This window comes from Bradyrhizobium agreste (assembly GCF_016031625.1).
Taxonomy (GTDB): Bacteria; Pseudomonadota; Alphaproteobacteria; order Rhizobiales; family Xanthobacteraceae; genus Bradyrhizobium; species Bradyrhizobium agreste.
Genome location: NZ_JACCHP010000013.1, coordinates 113,874 through 128,669 on the forward strand (window position 1 = coordinate 113,874; position 14,796 = coordinate 128,669).

Here is a 14,796-nt window from a genome sequence, read left to right on the forward strand (position 1 = left end):
TCACGCCGCTTTCGAAGGCTGCGCCAGCGCGCGGCCGAACATCATGTCGGTGCGGATCGCCGTGACCTTGTCGCGATTACGGATCAGCTCGAGGTACCAGAGTGCATCGATTGTATCGCCGATCAGTACGGCCCCGGTGAGCCGGCCGTCGGCGACGACGAGCTTCTTGTAGGTGCCGCGCCTGCGGTCCGACAGCACGAGACTCTCGCTGCCCTCCCCGCCCATGAAGTCGCCGGCAGAGAACACGCTGACGCCGGAGACCTTCAGATTGGTCGAGACCACGCTGCCATGATAGGTGGCGGGCCGGCCGGCCAGATGCCGCGCCAGCACGCGCGCCTGCTCGTAGGCCGGCTCGACCAGGCCATAGCAGGTGCCGCGATGCTCGGCGCATTCGCCGAGCGCAAAGATGTCGGACGAGGAGGTCTGCATCACGTCGTTGACGACGACGCCGCGGTTGACCGCGATCCCCGCCTCCTTCGCCAGCGCAACGTTCGGCTTGATGCCCGCGGCGAAGATCACCGCATCGGCCTCGATACGGCTACCGTCGGCGAGCTCGACGGCCTGGACGTGGCCGTCGCCGTGGATGCAGGCCGTCGCGGCATTGAGCATGACGCGGATGCCCTTGCGCTCGACCAGCGTCTTGAGCAGGTCGGCCGCGGGCCCATCGAGCTGACGCTCCATCAGCCGATCCATCAGGTGCAGCAGCGTCACCGGCGCGCCGGCCTTGGCGAGGCCGTAGGCCGCTTCGAGCCCGAGCAGGCCGCCGCCGACGACGACGACGCGCTTCCTGGCCGCGGCCAGCGTCAGCAGCAGGTCGACGTCGCGGGTGTCGCGAAATGTGTGCACGCCGGCAAGATCGGCCCCCGGCACGTTGAGCCGCAGCGGCGTCGATCCGGTGGCGAGGACGAGCTTGGAATATTCCATGCTCTCCTCGCCCGCGATCTTGAGCTCGCGGCGGCCGACATCGATCTCGGTGACGCGATAGCCGTAGCGCACCGTGACCCCGCGGTTTCGCCACCAATCGGCCGGCCGCAGCTCGATCTCGTGCGAGCCGGTCTCGCCGGCCAGCACGGAGGACAGCAGCACGCGATTGTAAGCGAGCCGCGGCTCTTCGCCGATCACGGCGACCGCGTAGCGACCGAGCGCAGTCTTGGCGAGCTCATCGACCAGACGCGCGGCCGCCATACCGTTACCGACGATGACCAGCGGTTCACTCACAAGGCATCTCCTATTCGGCGGCCTGCGCTTGCGCGCCGTAGGCCTCGGACATCATGTAGCCGGACAGCACGCCGTAGGCGTCGGTCCAGGCTGCGGCGAGTTCTGGCGTCCAGGCTTCGCCGAGACCCTTCTCGAGCGTCCACAGCAAGGTCGCGCCGACCACGGGGTAGTGCTCGGCCTTGGCGCCATAATCGACGTGACGCTTGGCGAGCGCGGAGGCCGCGGGAAGAATCGACTCCAGGTTCGACAGGCCGCCGACCACGGCGGCGAGCATGCCCATCAGCTTCTTGCGCTGCTCGGTCATGTCCTCCGGAAACATCGCGCGCACGGAGGGCGCCACCTCGAACAGACGGTCGTAGAACAGCACCGCGGCCGCTTCCGAGATCGGCGCGACCTTGGCGAAGCTCTGCTGAATGAGGGTAATCTGCTCGGGCGTCATAAATGTTCTCCTGTCTGTTTCGGTCTGCCTTCGTCCGCGCCATTGCGGAAGAAGTTCATGGATCAAACGTCATCAGAGAGATTTCTCCCCGCGTACGGGGAGAAGCGACAATCGTGCCAATTTGTCGTGCTCACACACGCGCCTCGGCGAGGCTTGGCGCGCCTTCGCCCTGCGGGCTGCGACGCAGGTAGAACCACCAGGTCAGAGCGAGGCAGGAGCCGTAGAAGCCGAGATAGATCGCGAGCGCGAGCTGCGGCCCCCCGGTCATGGCGATTGACTTGCCGAAGCCGCTCGGGATCAGGTAGCCGCCGACGGCACCGATCGCGCCGATGAAGCCGACCGCCGCCCCGCTCTCGATGCTCGCGGTCTTCAGGGCGGCGCTGCGTGCCGCATCGCCCTTGCTGCGCACCTTGAACAGATTCTCCTCGCGGAAGATCGAGGGGATCATGCGGTAGGTCGAGCCGTTGCCGATGCCCGTCGTCACGAACAGGATCAGGAACATCGACAGGAAGCCGATGAAATCCTTGTGCCCGACGAAGTAGAGCGCGCCGACCGTTGCGCCCGCCATCAGGATGAAATTCCAGAACGTGATGATGGAGCCGCCGACCCGGTCTGCGAGCCAGCCGCCGAGCGGACGCGATAGCGAGCCGACCAGCGGGCCGAGGAAGGCGATCGAGATCGTCACGGTGGGGAATTGCGTCTTGAGCAGCAACGGAAATGCCGCCGAATAGCCGATGAAGGACCCGAACGTGCCGATGTAGAGATAGGCCATGATCCAGGTGTGCTTGCGCCCCACGATCGCGAGCTGGTTCTTCACCGACGATTTCGCCGTGGTGAGGTTGTTCATGAAGAACACCGCGCCGAACACCGCGATTGCGATCGGCAGCACCCACATCAGGCCGGCATTCTGCAGGAAGATGCCGTCGACGGGCGTTGCCTGGTACAGGTTGAAGACGGCGAGCGTCATCAGGATCGGGGTCAGCAGCTGCACGCTGGAGACACCGATATTGCCGCCGGCCGCGTTGAGGCCGAGCGCCCATCCCTTCATCCGGTCGGGAAAGAAGAAGGAGATGTTGGTCATGCTGGAGGCGAAATTGCCGCCGCCGAGACCCGCGGTCGAGGCGACCAGCAGCATGAGCCAGAACGGCGTGTCGGGCTGGCTGACGAAATAGGCAAGCGACAAGGTCGGGATGAACAGGATCGCTGCGCTGAAGATGGTCCAGTTGCGGCCGCCGAACGTCGTCACCGCGAAAGTGTAGGGAAAGCGCATGAAGGCGCCGATCAGGCCCGGCAGGGCGACGAGCTGGAACAGCTGGTCGGTCGTGTAGTGGAAGCCGGCCTGCGGCAGCTTGGTGGTGACGATGCTCCAGATCAGCCAGACCGAGAAGCCGATGTGTTCGGCCACGATGGACCAGATCAGGTTGCGCCGCGCGATCGACTTGCCGGTCGTGTTCCAGAACGCCTCATCCTCGGGGCGCCAGTCTGAAATCCAGCTGGAGTTCAGGGTCGGATTGTTCGTCATTGAGTATCCCTTCCAGGCTCACCGCTGCGTCGTTGCAGGCTCTGCCTCCGGTCACGGAGGCGCGCTCCGAGGCTTCACCCCCGGTGGCGAGTTCACGATGCTGATTGATGATGTTGAGGGACGTCGTCGTTGGCGTCGCGCAAAGACGCTTCAATTTCCGTGCCAGTTGCGCATACGCAGGAAAGACAGGGATTTCAGCACGTTATTCGTATTGCCCGAATTGTTTGCAGGGCGTTTCCGCACGCTAAATTTGCGATTCGCTCAATCCCTGTGCGACGCACAAGGATTGAGCTTCATGTCGATTAATTAGGCGCGGGCACATCTCGCGTTAACGCGTGATTTACGCGGCTTCGACGAAGCGATGACGCTCGTAGAGGAATTCGAGCACGCGCTGGCGACACCTCAGATAGGTGGCGTTGGTCGCAAGCTCGAGCCGCTTGCGCGGCCGCGCCAGCGGCACCTCCAGCACCTCGCCGATGCGCGCGCTCGGTCCGTTGGTCATCATCACGATGCGATCGGACAACAGCACGGCTTCATCGACGTCGTGGGTGATCATCAGGATGGTGTTGCCGAGCTTCTGATGCAGCGCCATCACCGAGTCCTGCAGATGCGCACGGGTCAGCGCATCGAGCGCGCCGAACGGCTCGTCCAGCAACAGCACTTTCGGCTCCATGGCCAGCGCCCGGGCGATGCCGACGCGCTGCTTCATGCCGCCGGAGATTTCGGACGGACGCTTGTCCCTGGCATGGGCCATCTGCACGAGGTTGAGATTGTGCATCACCCAGGCATCGCGCTCGGCACGTGACTTGGTCTTGGCGAAGACCTTGTCGACGCCGAGCCTGACGTTCTCGTAGACGGTCAGCCACGGCAGCAGGCTGTGGTTCTGGAACACCACGGCGCGGTCAGGCCCCGGCGAGTTCACCTCGCGGTTTTCCAGCAGCACGCCACCCGTGGTGGCGCCGGTCAGCCCTGCGATGATGTTGAGCAGGGTCGACTTGCCGCAGCCGGAATGGCCGATGATCGAGACGTATTCGCCCTTCTCGATCGTCAGGTTGATGTCCTTGAGCACCTCCGTGGTGGCGGCGCCGCGGGTGAAGACCTTGTCGATGTGGTCGAGCTTCAAATAGGCGGTCATGTCCCCTCTCCTCAGTTCTGCGCGGTGCCGCGGGTGACGACCTTACCGAGGCCTGCGATCAGCCGGTCGAGCACGAAGCCGACGATGCCGACATAGAACAGCGCCAGGATGATCTCGCTGATATGCGAGGAGTTCCAGGCGTCCCAGATGAAGAAGCCGATGCCGACGCCACCGATCAGCATTTCGGCGGCGACGATGGCGAGCCACGACAGGCCGATGCCGATGCGCAGGCCCGTGAAGATGTAGGGCGCCGCTGCGGGGATCATGATCTTTGCGAAGAATTCCAGCGGATTGAGCTGCACCACCGCGGCGACGTTGCGGTAGTCCTGCGGGATGTTGCGAATGCCGACTGCGGTGTTGATGATGATCGGCCAGATCGAGGTGATGAAGATGACGAAGATCGCGCTAGGCTGGCCGTCGCGGAAGGCCGCGAGCGACAGCGGCAGCCAGGCCAGCGGCGGAATGGTGCGCAGCACCTGGAACAGCGGATCGAGCCCGCGCATCGCCCAGACCGACTGCCCGACCAGCACGCCGAGCGCGATGCCGGCGATGGCCGAAAGCGAGTAGCCGAAGGCGACGCGCTGGAGACTGGCGGACAGATGCCAGAACAGGCCTTTGTCGATGCCGCCATGATCGAAGAACGGATCGAAGATCAGCTCCCTGGTATCCGCAAACACTTTTGACGGCGGCGGCAGCGCCGAACCGGCTCTCCTGCAGACCAGCTCCCACACCAGGGTCAGCAGCGCGATCACGACCAGCGGCGGGATCACGCGCACGGCCGTCTCGCGTGCCATGCGTGCGTAAGCTTCGGCGCGCGGGGGACGCTTGGGCGTCAGCGCGACGACCGGCGCAGCCGTTGCGGCAGGCGTCGCGGTCTCAACCTCGATCTTCGTGACAGTCATGTTCATCGCTATCTCTCTCCGGCGTGGCAAGGACGATGCGGCCGCCTTTCAAAGGCGGCCGCATGGCTCCATCAGACTTCGACGCGCTTGATCGCGAGCGACTTCAGATAGGCGGCTGGATTTTCCGGATCGAACACCTTGCCGTCGAAGAAGGTCTCCTTGCCGCGCGAGGTGGACGCAGGAATGTCGGCGGCGGCGACGCCGAGGGCCTTGGCCGCGTCGCGCCACATGTCCTCACGGTTGACCTTGGCGATCAGTGCCTTGGTGTCGAAGTTCGGCTCATACTTGCCCCAGCGGATGTCCTCGGTGAGGAACCAGAGGTCGTGGCTCTGGAACGGATAGGAGGCATGATCGCGCCAGTACTTCATGATGTGCGGCGAGTTCTCGACCACCTTGCCGGGAATGCCGTAGTCGAACTTGCCGGCGGTACGATCGAAGACGTCCTCGACCGGGCAGTTGATCCACTGCCGCTTGGCCATGATGGCGGCGAGTTCCTGCTTGTTCTCGGCCTTGTCGGCCCATTGCTGGGCTTCCAGCACGGCCATCAGGATCGCCTTGGTGGCCTTGGGATACTTGTCGACGAAGGCCGCGCGCATGCCGAAGGATTTCTCCGGATGCTTGTTCCAGATCTCACCGGTGTTCACCGCGGTGTAGCCGATGCCCTGGTGAATGAGCTGAAGATTCCAGGGCTCACCCACGCAGAAGCAGTCCATGGTACCGACCTTCATGTTCGCCACCATCTGCGGCGGCGGCACCACGATGGTCTCGATGTCCTTGTCGGGATCGATGCCGCCGGCGGCGAGCCAGTAGCGGATCCACAGATCGTGGGTGCCGCCGGGGAAGGTCATCGCAGCCTTCACGGCCTTGCCGGACGCCTTCTTCCTCTCCAGGGCCGCCTTGAACGGCGCCGCATCGGTGCCGAGCTTGAGGTCGGCATATTCCTTGGCGACCGAGATGCACTGGGCATCGAGATTGAGCCGCGCCAGGATGTACATCGGCGTCGGCTGGTTGTTCTGCGTCACCTTGCCGGCCGAGATCAGATACGGCATCGGGGTGAGGATGTGCGCGCCGTCGATGCCGTTGCCTTCGGAGCCGAGCACGAGGTTGTCGCGCGTGGTGCCCCAGGACGCCTGCTTCTGCACGTCGGTGTCGGGCACGCCGTGCTTGGCGAAGAAGCCCTTGTCCTTGGCGACGAACAGCGGGCCGGCATCGGAGAGCGCAATGAAGCCGAGCTTGGCGCCCTTGACCTCGGGGCCTGCGTCCTGCGCGAAGGCGCCGGCGGGGAAATTCAGTTTGGCGGCGGCGAGCAGTGCGGCGGTCGAACCGGTGGCCTTCAACAATTGACGGCGGCTAAGGCCCGTTTCCGAGGGCCGGCGAGTGCGCATGGTCATAGGCAGTGTCGTCCTTTGCGTCGTTGCGGAATGATTTGCGGCTGTGCGCGCGAGCAGCCCGTCCGTCCGGTCGCGCCGTCCTTGGCGCATGCGAACGCGCGACGGGAACCCCCGTCTGGTGGCGTCAGCAAATCGGATGAGAAGTCTCGCGGGACGGCTTCAATGGCGTCGGCTGGAACTATTCAAGCTTCGTGCCAAGCATGACCGCTCTGAAAAACGAAGATAATTCAATCGATTGCGACGCTAGCGCCAAACTGTCGCAGGCCGGTTCCGCATGCGAAATTTGCGATCTGCACATTCCTTGTGCGACGCACAAAGCTTGTGCAGCAGCTCAATCAAGAGGCCGCGAAGACGTCCAAACGAAATCAAGCAGAATGGGATCGCATTGAAATTGCTCTATATTCCTGGCGCGCTGTCGCGGCACGCAACTTGCTTCTCTATTTGGCGTCAACGAAGACTGCGGCGTCGCCGCATTGATGCAGCCTCTGGCGGCTGCTTCCCGGAAGCTCACCTGCTTCGCGGTCTCCCGGCTTCAGAGTCCTCGTGACGCGATTCCCTGAGCATCCAGACTTTCCATAGCCCTCGTGCGCGGCAGGCTGCCCGCACGGCCGATGACGTTCAGCCGCGCTCTCGCCAGGGGCGTGTCCACTCACTTGCGAAGCAAAAGGAACCATTGATGTCGTATCTCGCGCCTTCGGAATTCGTCACCAAGATGGTGGATGCGGGCGAGTCCAAGATCTTCATGTCCACCCGGGATACCATCATCCGCGCCTACATGGCCGGCGCGATCCTGGCGCTCGCAGCCTGGTTTGCCGTCACGATCAACGTGAACACCGGCCAGCCGCTGGTCGGCGCGCTCTTGTTCCCGGTCGGCTTCGTCATGCTTTATCTCCTGGGCTTCGACCTCCTGACCGGCGTGTTCGTGCTCTCGCCGCTCGCGCTGATCGACAAGCGCCCGGGCGTCACGCTCAACGGCGTGCTGCGCAATTGGGGCCTCGTCTTCGTCGGCAATTTCGCCGGCGCCTTCACCGTCGCCTTCATGATGGCGTTCGTCACCACCTTCGGCTTCACGCAGGCACCCGACAAGGTCGGCGCGGCCATCGGCACTATCGGCGAGGGCCGAACGCTCGGCTATGCCGCGCACGGCGCGGCCGGCATGGCGACGCTGTTCATGCGCGGCATGCTCTGCAACTGGATGGTCTCGACCGGCGTCGTCGGCGCCATGATCTCGACCTCCGTTCCCGGCAAGGTCATCGCGATGTGGATGCCGATCCTGGTGTTCTTCTACATGGTGTTCGAGCATTCCGTCGTGAACATGTTCCTGTTCCCGTCGGGCCTGCTGCTCGGCGCGAAGTTCTCGATCATGGATTATCTGATCTGGAACGAGATCCCGACCGTGCTCGGCAACCTCGTCGGCGGCCTCGCCTTCACCGGCATGACCCTCTATGCCACCCATGTCATGACTCTGCCGAAGCGTCAGGTCGACAAGGCTGCAAAGCCCCGCGTCGCGGCCTGATCACACGCACCTCAACAAGAGAGCCTCGCCCGTGTAGGGTGAGGCTCTCTTTGCCTTGGTGGCGACGATGTCCCGCGGACTGCAGATCTCGATCGGCCAGCACTCCGACAAGGGTCGCAAGCCCATCAACCAGGACTTTCACGGCGTCCTGATTCCGGAGGAGCCGCTGCTCAGCCTGAAGGGCATCGCGGCCGTCCTCGCCGACGGCATCTCCTCGAGCACGGTGAGCCAGATCGCCAGCGAGTCGGCGGTCAAGAGCTTCCTGATGGATTATTATTGCACGTCGGAATCGTGGACGGTGAAGACCTCCGCCCGCCGCGTGCTGGAGGCGACCAATTCCTGGCTGCATGCGCAGACGCGCAAGAGCCAATATGCCTACGACCGCGACAAGGGCTATGTCTGCACGCTCAGCGCCATGGTCATCAAGGCGGCGACCGCGCACATCTTCCATGTCGGCGACTGCCGGATCTACCGCCTCGCCGGCAAGGCGCTCGAGCAGCTGACCGACGATCACCGCATCATCGTCTCGTCCGAGCAGACCTATCTCGGCCGCGCGCTCGGCATCAATCCGCAGCTCGAGATCGACTATCAGACGGTCGAGATCCAGGCCGGCGATACCTTCCTGCTGGCGACGGACGGTGCGTACGAGTTCGTCGACGCGCGGTTCGTCACGAGCGCGATCAACGAGCATGCAACCGAGCTCGACGGCGCGGCGAAGGCGATCGTGGAGGAAGCCTATAGGCGCGGCAGCGACGACAACATCACCGTGCAGATCCTGCGGATCGATGCGGTGCCGGAGGAAACGGGCGTTTTCGACCGGAGCTCGACGCTGCCGCTGCCGCCCCTGTTGGAGCCGCGCGCGATGTTCGACGGCTACCGGATCATCCGGGAGATCCATGGCAGCAGCCGCAGCCACATCTACCTCGCGGTCGATGCGGAGACCGAGGAAACGGTCGCGCTCAAGATTCCCTCGATCGACCTGCGCGACAACCAGGCCTATCTGAAACGTTTCCTCATGGAAGAGTGGATCGCGCGGCGGATCGACAGTCCGTATGTGCTCAAGCCGCGATCGCGATCGACGCGGCGCAACTATCTCTACGTCGCGACCGAGTTCGTCGAGGGGCGGACGCTGCGGCAATGGATGCTCGACAATCCGCGTCCCGACCTGGAGACGGTGCGCAGGATCATCGAGCAGATCGCCACCGGGCTTCGCGCCTTCCACCGCATGGAGATGCTGCACCAGGACCTCCGGCCCGACAACGTCCTCATCGACAAGACCGGCACCGCCAAGATCATCGACTTCGGATCGGTGAGGGTCGCAGGCGTCGCCGAAGCGGCGCCAAGGTCGGCCGACGCGGAAATTCTCGGCACGGTCCAGTACACGGCGCCGGAATATTTCCTGGGCGAAGGCGGCTCGCCCCGCTCCGACATGTTCTCGCTGGCCGCCATCTGCTACCAGATGCTGACTGGGCAGCTGCCCTACGGCGCCCAGCTTGCCAAAATCCGCGGACGATCGGACGCGTGGAAATTGCGATACCGCCCCGCGATCGATGCCGAGCGCGGCATCCCGGGCTGGATCGACGGCGCGCTCAGGAAAGCACTGCATCCCGATCCCAACAAGCGCCACGAGGACATGTCCGAGTTCGTGTTCGAGCTCAGAAATCCCAATCCGGCTTATCTGAACACGCGCATCACGCCTCTCCTCGAGCGCAACCCGCTGATGTTCTGGAAGCTGATCTCGGCCGCGCTCGCCTGCGCCGTTGTCGTGCTGCTGGCGCTGCTGCACGCGCGCTGAGGCGTGGAGAGATCCGCGGGCCTGCGAGCTGCGCCCGCGGAGTACGGGACGCCTCCGAAGAGACGATCCCGCAGATTGATGATCGGTTGTGATGATCAGAGCTTGCCTTCCGCGAGCAGTTCGCGAGTCCGCTTCAGCGTCGAAAGCAGAGCGGCCTTGTAGCCCTGGTCGCTGTCGAACTGCGCCTGCTCGGCCTGCTCCTCTGGCCCGAATGGTGTCTTGCCGCGCAGGCCGGTGTAGCAATAGAACCGCAATTGCAGCGCTCCCGCTTCATCTTCGAACAGCTCGTTGATGATCGCGCCTTCGCGCGGACCGGCGGCCTGAAAGAAGGTCACCTTGCGCTCCGGCTCAAAGCTGACGATTTCGCGCAGATCGCCGCCTGCGATCGTGGCTTCACGCACGATATGTGTGGCGCTCTCCTCCACGACCTCACAGCGGGTGCAGAGATTGGGCGGAAGGAACAGGCGGGCATCGCGTGCCTTGAGAACCAGGCCGCGCCAGACCTGCGCGCGGCTCAGCGGCGTCTCGCCCTGCGGATTCACCGGAACGGTAGCGGTCGAATAGATCATGATGGAATTCCTTGACGTGATCGGGGAATGCCGCCGCCCTCAGGCGGAGGCCGTGATCTCGGAGACAAAGTCCCGGTAGGAGCGCAAAGGGCGGCCCAGCATCTCGGTCAGACGCTCGACGTCGCCGGCATCGGGTATCATCCCCTCCGTGAGAAAGCGCTCGCTCATCAGGCGCATGTCGAAGGCCATCCAGCTCGGCATGAACTGCCTCAGATTCTTTTCGAAGCCGGCAGTGTCGTCGCCCGGGTAGACGATCTCGCGGCCCAGCGCCTCGGACCAGATGGCGGCGGCCTTCGCGCCGGTCAGCTCATCGGGACCGACGAGATTGAAGCGTGCGAGCGGAAGCGGAGTTGCAGCCCGCTCGCGCCGAATGAGCTCGATCGCGGCGATCTCGCCGATGTCACGTGCGTCGATCATCGCCAGGCCCTTGCTGCCGATCGGCATCGGATAGATGCCGTACCCGGTCACCACGTCCTTGATCGTGAGATCATTGTTCATGAAGTAGGCCGGGCGCAGGATGGTGGCGTTGAAGCCCATCTGCTCGATCATGCGCTCGACACCGAACTTGCCGGCAAAGTGCGGCACGTTGACGTAGCGATCGCTGTGGATCACCGACAGGTATACGACCCGCTCGACACCGGCCTCCCGGGCGACGTTGAGCGCGACCAGTGCCTGGGTGAATTCATCCGCGACGACTCCGTTAAGCAGAAACAGGGTCGAGACTCCCGTGAAGGCGCCGCGCAGCGCGTCGACCTCGAGGAGGTCGCCCTGCACGACGGTGACCTCTGCAGGCAGGTTCGCCTTCGCGGGATCGCGGACGAGCGCGCGGACATCCGCGCCGCGCTTGACGAGTTGTTCGACGACGTGGCGGCCAACGGTGCCGGTGGCGCCGGTAACGAGGATGGTCATGGGGGTCTCTCCGGGTTGGGTTTTGAAGACACCCCGAAACTAGTGATCCACAATCTGACCGATAGACGGTATATTTGGACAGACCGTCTCACTGGTGGAACACATGGATCTCCTGGCCCTCGCCGATTTCAATCTGGTCGCCCGGCATGGCGGGTTTGGACGCGCCGCGCGTGCCGCGGGTCGTCCAAAGGCTACCTTGTCCCGCCGGGTTGCGGAGCTCGAGGCGGCGCTCAACCTGCGCCTGTTCGAGCGCGGCGTGCGCACCTTGAAACTCACCCAGGAAGGACGCGCGCTTTACGAGCGGACCGCGACGTTGCTGACCGAACTCGACGAGACCGCCGCAGCGATCGCATCCGGAGGTAACAGGCCGCGCGGCAAGTTGCGCATCAGCGCACCATTGCTGTTCTCTCAGATCGCCATGGGGAAGCTGGCCGCCGCCTTCGCCCTGAAATATCCGGAGGTCCGCCTGGAAATAACGACAGAAGACCGGGCCGTCGACATGGTCGAGGAAGGTTATGACCTTGTCATCCGGGTCGGTCCCGATCCGGATGAGAGCCTCGTCGGTCGCATCTTCCTGCGTGACCGGCTGGTGGTCGTGGCGAGCCCGCACCTGAAACGACCAAAGGACAAGCGCGCTGTGCCCGCCGTCGTCCGCGGGACGGGTGACCGGAGTATCTCCTGGAACGTGACGGGGCCGACTGGTCGATTGCGTTTTGCAGTCGATCCAGTGCTGAGCCTCGCATCGCTGATCATGGTCCGTGATGCGGTCAGGGCCGGCGTCGGTGCTGGACGCCTTCCCCTGTCCCTCGTCAGTCCCGATCTATCCGTCGGCACGCTGAGCCATTGGGGTGATATCGACGCCCCTGAGATCCAGCTATGGGCGCTCTACCCGTCGCGTCGATTGCTGAGCGCACGTGTTTCCGCCTTCCTCGACTTCCTGAAGGAAGCCTTTCCAAAGGGCACGCCCGAGGAGCTTGCCGCCTATCTCGAAAGATAGTCGCTGCGCGCCGATTTCCTGCCCTCACGCCGGCTCCGCCGCCTTCGTCCCCAGCGGCTTCGGCGCCAGGCCGCCGCCGGGCTTGAGGTGGAATTCGTAACTCATGAGATGCCACCGCCCGTTCGCCTTGGTGCCGTCGGGCATCGCAGGATCGTTGCGCGGCTCGACCTTGGCGACGAGGTCGTCCTTGACGCCGAACACCACGTCGGAATCCAGATATTTGTCGCCGCCGATGAAGACGTGGGTGATCAGCGGCTCAAAGCCCTTCGCATTGACCAGGAAGTGCACGTGCGCCGGGCGCATCGGGTGGCGGCCGGTCTGCACGATCATCTCGCCGACCGGACCATCGGTCGGGATCGGATAGCTGCACGGCAGGATGGTGCGGAAGAAGAAGCGCCCATCGTCATCGGTGATGAAGCGCGCCCGCGCCGAGGCGCCGACCTCGTCGTAGTTCGGCTTTTGGGAATCGTAGAAGCCGTCATCGTCGGCGTGCCACACATCGACGGGAACGCCGGCGAGCGGCTTGCCGTTGAGATCGGTGACGCGGCTCTGCACGAACATCCGCTCGCCGGTCTGGTTGTTCGGCGAGATGTCGGTGCCGTGCGCAGTCACCTTGTGCTCGCCGACGTAGAACGGACCGAGCACGGTTGTCTGTGTCGCACCGTCGCGGTCCCTGTGGTTGACCGCATCAACCAGCATGGAGACGCCGAGCACGTCGGACAAGAGAATGAATTCCTGGCGGGTGTCGGTGCATTTTTGCCCGGTCCGGGTCAGGAAATCGATGGCGTATTCCCACTCCGCGAAGGTGAGACCGGTCTTGCTCACGTAATCGTGCAGCGACTTCACCAATTCCTGCAGCAGGAATTTCGCGCGCATATCGGGCGTGTGGTCGAAGCTCCTGACGACGGCTTCGGTGAGTTCGGTCTCGCTGAACTGAGTCATGGTGCTTTGCCCTCGCATTCTTCTCGTTGGCCCTGGCGGGCTCCTTGCGTTCCGAGGCCGAGTCTACACCAGCCGGCCCGGCCTCGTTAAGCGCAACCGACTTGGAATGCGGCCGCCATTTCGGTATCAACTTTCCGACAAAACGCCCGGAGGAACCGATGCTCGCCCCCACCCCCGCTTCGCCCGAATCCGTCGGCATGTCCAAGGCCGCGCTCGACCGTGTCGATGCGCATCTTAAGCGCAGGTACATCGATGCCGGCCGCTTCCCGGGCACGCATCTGCTGGTCTACCGCCGCGGCAAGGTCGCGCACAGCTCGGTGCAGGGCTTTGCCGACGTCGAGCGCAAGGTACCGGTGAAGGACGATACGATCTATCGCATCTATTCCATGACCAAGCCGCTCACCAGCGTCGCCTTCATGATGCTGGTCGAGGAAGGCCTCGTCGCGATCGACGAGCCCGTCGCCAAATACATTCCGGAGTGGAAGGACCTCGGCGTGTTCGTCGCCGGCACCTACCCGGCGTTCCTGACCCGGCCGCCGTCCCGGCCGATGTTGATCGTCGACCTCTTGCGCCACACGTCTGGGCTCACCTATGGCTTCCAGCAACGCTCCAACGTCGATGCCGCCTATCGCACTGAAAAGATCGGCGAGGTCGAGAAGTCAGGCACGCTCCAAACCATGATCGAGGGCCTGGCCAAGATCCCGCTGGAGTTTTCGCCGGGCGAGGCCTGGAACTACTCCGTTGCGACCGATGTGATCGGCTATCTCATCGGCAAGATCTCCGACATGCCGTTCGAGCAGTTCCTGAAACAGCGCATCCTCGACCCGCTCGGCATGACCGACACCGATTTCCACGTGCCGGCATCGAAGGCGCATCGCTTCGCGGCCTGCTATTCGGCGGACCCCGGCGGCGGCATGACTTTCCATGCCGGCCAGCGCCGCGAGGGGCTGACGCTCCAGGACGATCCGACGACGAGCTCGTTCCTGTCGCCGCCTTCGTTCATCTCCGGCGGCGGTGGCCTGTGCTCGACCGTCGCCGACTACCTCACCTTCTGCCGCGCGCTGCTCAATGGCGGCGAGCTCGGCGGCGTCAGGCTGATCGGGCCGAAGACACTGGCGCTGATGACGACCAACCACATTCCGGGCGGACGCGCGCTGCCCGAGGTGTCGCGCTCGCTGTTCTCCGAAGCCGCCTATAACGGCATCGGCTTCGGCCTCGGCTTTGCAGTGACCATGCGTCCGGCCGAGACGCTGATTGCCGGCAGCCCCGGCGAATACAATTGGGGCGGCGCGGCCACGACCTCGTTCTGGATCGACCCGGCCGAGGAGCTGATCACGATCTTCATGACCCAGGTGCTGCCGTCGAGCGCCTACCCGATCCGACGCGAGCTGCGCAGCATGGTCTACGCCGCGATCACCGAAAGCAATCTGTAGCCCGTCGCGACGGTCCCGCGGCCGCCGG

Annotated in this window: 13 protein-coding genes; 4 read left to right on the top strand and 9 right to left on the bottom strand. The window is 64.1% G+C overall.

Translation table 11 applies throughout. The features are described 5' to 3' along the window. From HZZ13_RS20715 to HZZ13_RS20740, 6 genes are all read right to left on the bottom strand, one after another. Positions 1-1,218, bottom strand: a complete 1,218-nt coding sequence (locus HZZ13_RS20715) for an NAD(P)/FAD-dependent oxidoreductase (RefSeq protein ID WP_197961386.1) — start codon at positions 1,216-1,218, stop codon at positions 1-3. A gap of 10 nt (positions 1,219-1,228) precedes the next feature. Further along, entirely contained in the window at positions 1,229-1,657 is a 429-nt protein-coding gene (locus HZZ13_RS20720) for a globin family protein (protein WP_036004577.1), read from the bottom strand. A gap of 130 nt (positions 1,658-1,787) precedes the next feature. Continuing rightward, positions 1,788-3,179 (bottom strand): MFS transporter, encoded by a 1,392-nt coding sequence (locus HZZ13_RS20725; protein WP_197961387.1) that lies wholly within the window; start codon positions 3,177-3,179, stop codon positions 1,788-1,790. Between the two features lie 340 nt (positions 3,180-3,519). Beyond that, positions 3,520-4,314, bottom strand: a complete 795-nt coding sequence (locus HZZ13_RS20730; RefSeq protein ID WP_197961388.1) for an ABC transporter ATP-binding protein — start codon at positions 4,312-4,314, stop codon at positions 3,520-3,522. Between the two features lie 11 nt (positions 4,315-4,325). Then, complete coding sequence (gene ntrB, locus HZZ13_RS20735) at positions 4,326-5,222, bottom strand: nitrate ABC transporter permease (RefSeq protein WP_197961389.1); 897 nt, start codon at positions 5,220-5,222, stop codon at positions 4,326-4,328. A gap of 65 nt (positions 5,223-5,287) precedes the next feature. Next, the gene (locus HZZ13_RS20740) at positions 5,288-6,607 is read right to left on the bottom strand and encodes a CmpA/NrtA family ABC transporter substrate-binding protein (RefSeq protein WP_197961390.1); all 1,320 of its coding nucleotides are present in this window, start codon (positions 6,605-6,607) and stop codon (positions 5,288-5,290) included. Positions 6,608-7,283: 676 nt separating this feature from the next. Between HZZ13_RS20740 and HZZ13_RS20745 the strand changes: the two genes are divergently transcribed. Then, on the top strand, positions 7,284-8,123 hold the full coding sequence (locus HZZ13_RS20745) for a formate/nitrite transporter family protein (RefSeq protein ID WP_197961391.1): 840 nt from the start codon (positions 7,284-7,286) through the stop codon (positions 8,121-8,123). Positions 8,124-8,190: 67 nt separating this feature from the next. Further along, positions 8,191-9,918, top strand: coding sequence for a bifunctional protein-serine/threonine kinase/phosphatase (locus tag HZZ13_RS20750; protein WP_197961392.1), 1,728 nt, complete (start codon positions 8,191-8,193; stop codon positions 9,916-9,918). 95 nt (positions 9,919-10,013) lie between these two features. On the opposite strand, the gene HZZ13_RS20755 is transcribed toward HZZ13_RS20750, so the two are convergent. Beyond that, positions 10,014-10,487: an SRPBCC family protein gene (locus HZZ13_RS20755; RefSeq protein WP_197961393.1), complete on the bottom strand. Its 474-nt coding sequence runs from the start codon at positions 10,485-10,487 to the stop codon at positions 10,014-10,016. Between the two features lie 39 nt (positions 10,488-10,526). Next, complete coding sequence (locus HZZ13_RS20760; RefSeq protein ID WP_197961394.1) at positions 10,527-11,396, bottom strand: SDR family oxidoreductase; 870 nt, start codon at positions 11,394-11,396, stop codon at positions 10,527-10,529. A gap of 103 nt (positions 11,397-11,499) precedes the next feature. Here HZZ13_RS20760 and HZZ13_RS20765 point away from each other — a divergent pair, with 103 nt between their 5' ends. Then, positions 11,500-12,393 (top strand): LysR family transcriptional regulator, encoded by an 894-nt coding sequence (locus HZZ13_RS20765; protein WP_197961395.1) that lies wholly within the window; start codon positions 11,500-11,502, stop codon positions 12,391-12,393. A 24-nt stretch (positions 12,394-12,417) separates the two neighbouring features. On the opposite strand, the gene HZZ13_RS20770 is transcribed toward HZZ13_RS20765, so the two are convergent. Beyond that, complete coding sequence (locus HZZ13_RS20770) at positions 12,418-13,335, bottom strand: intradiol ring-cleavage dioxygenase (protein WP_197961396.1); 918 nt, start codon at positions 13,333-13,335, stop codon at positions 12,418-12,420. Positions 13,336-13,493: 158 nt separating this feature from the next. Here HZZ13_RS20770 and HZZ13_RS20775 point away from each other — a divergent pair, with 158 nt between their 5' ends. Then, entirely contained in the window at positions 13,494-14,768 is a 1,275-nt protein-coding gene (locus HZZ13_RS20775; RefSeq protein WP_197961397.1) for a serine hydrolase domain-containing protein, read from the top strand. Positions 14,769-14,796: the final 28 nt, after the last annotated feature.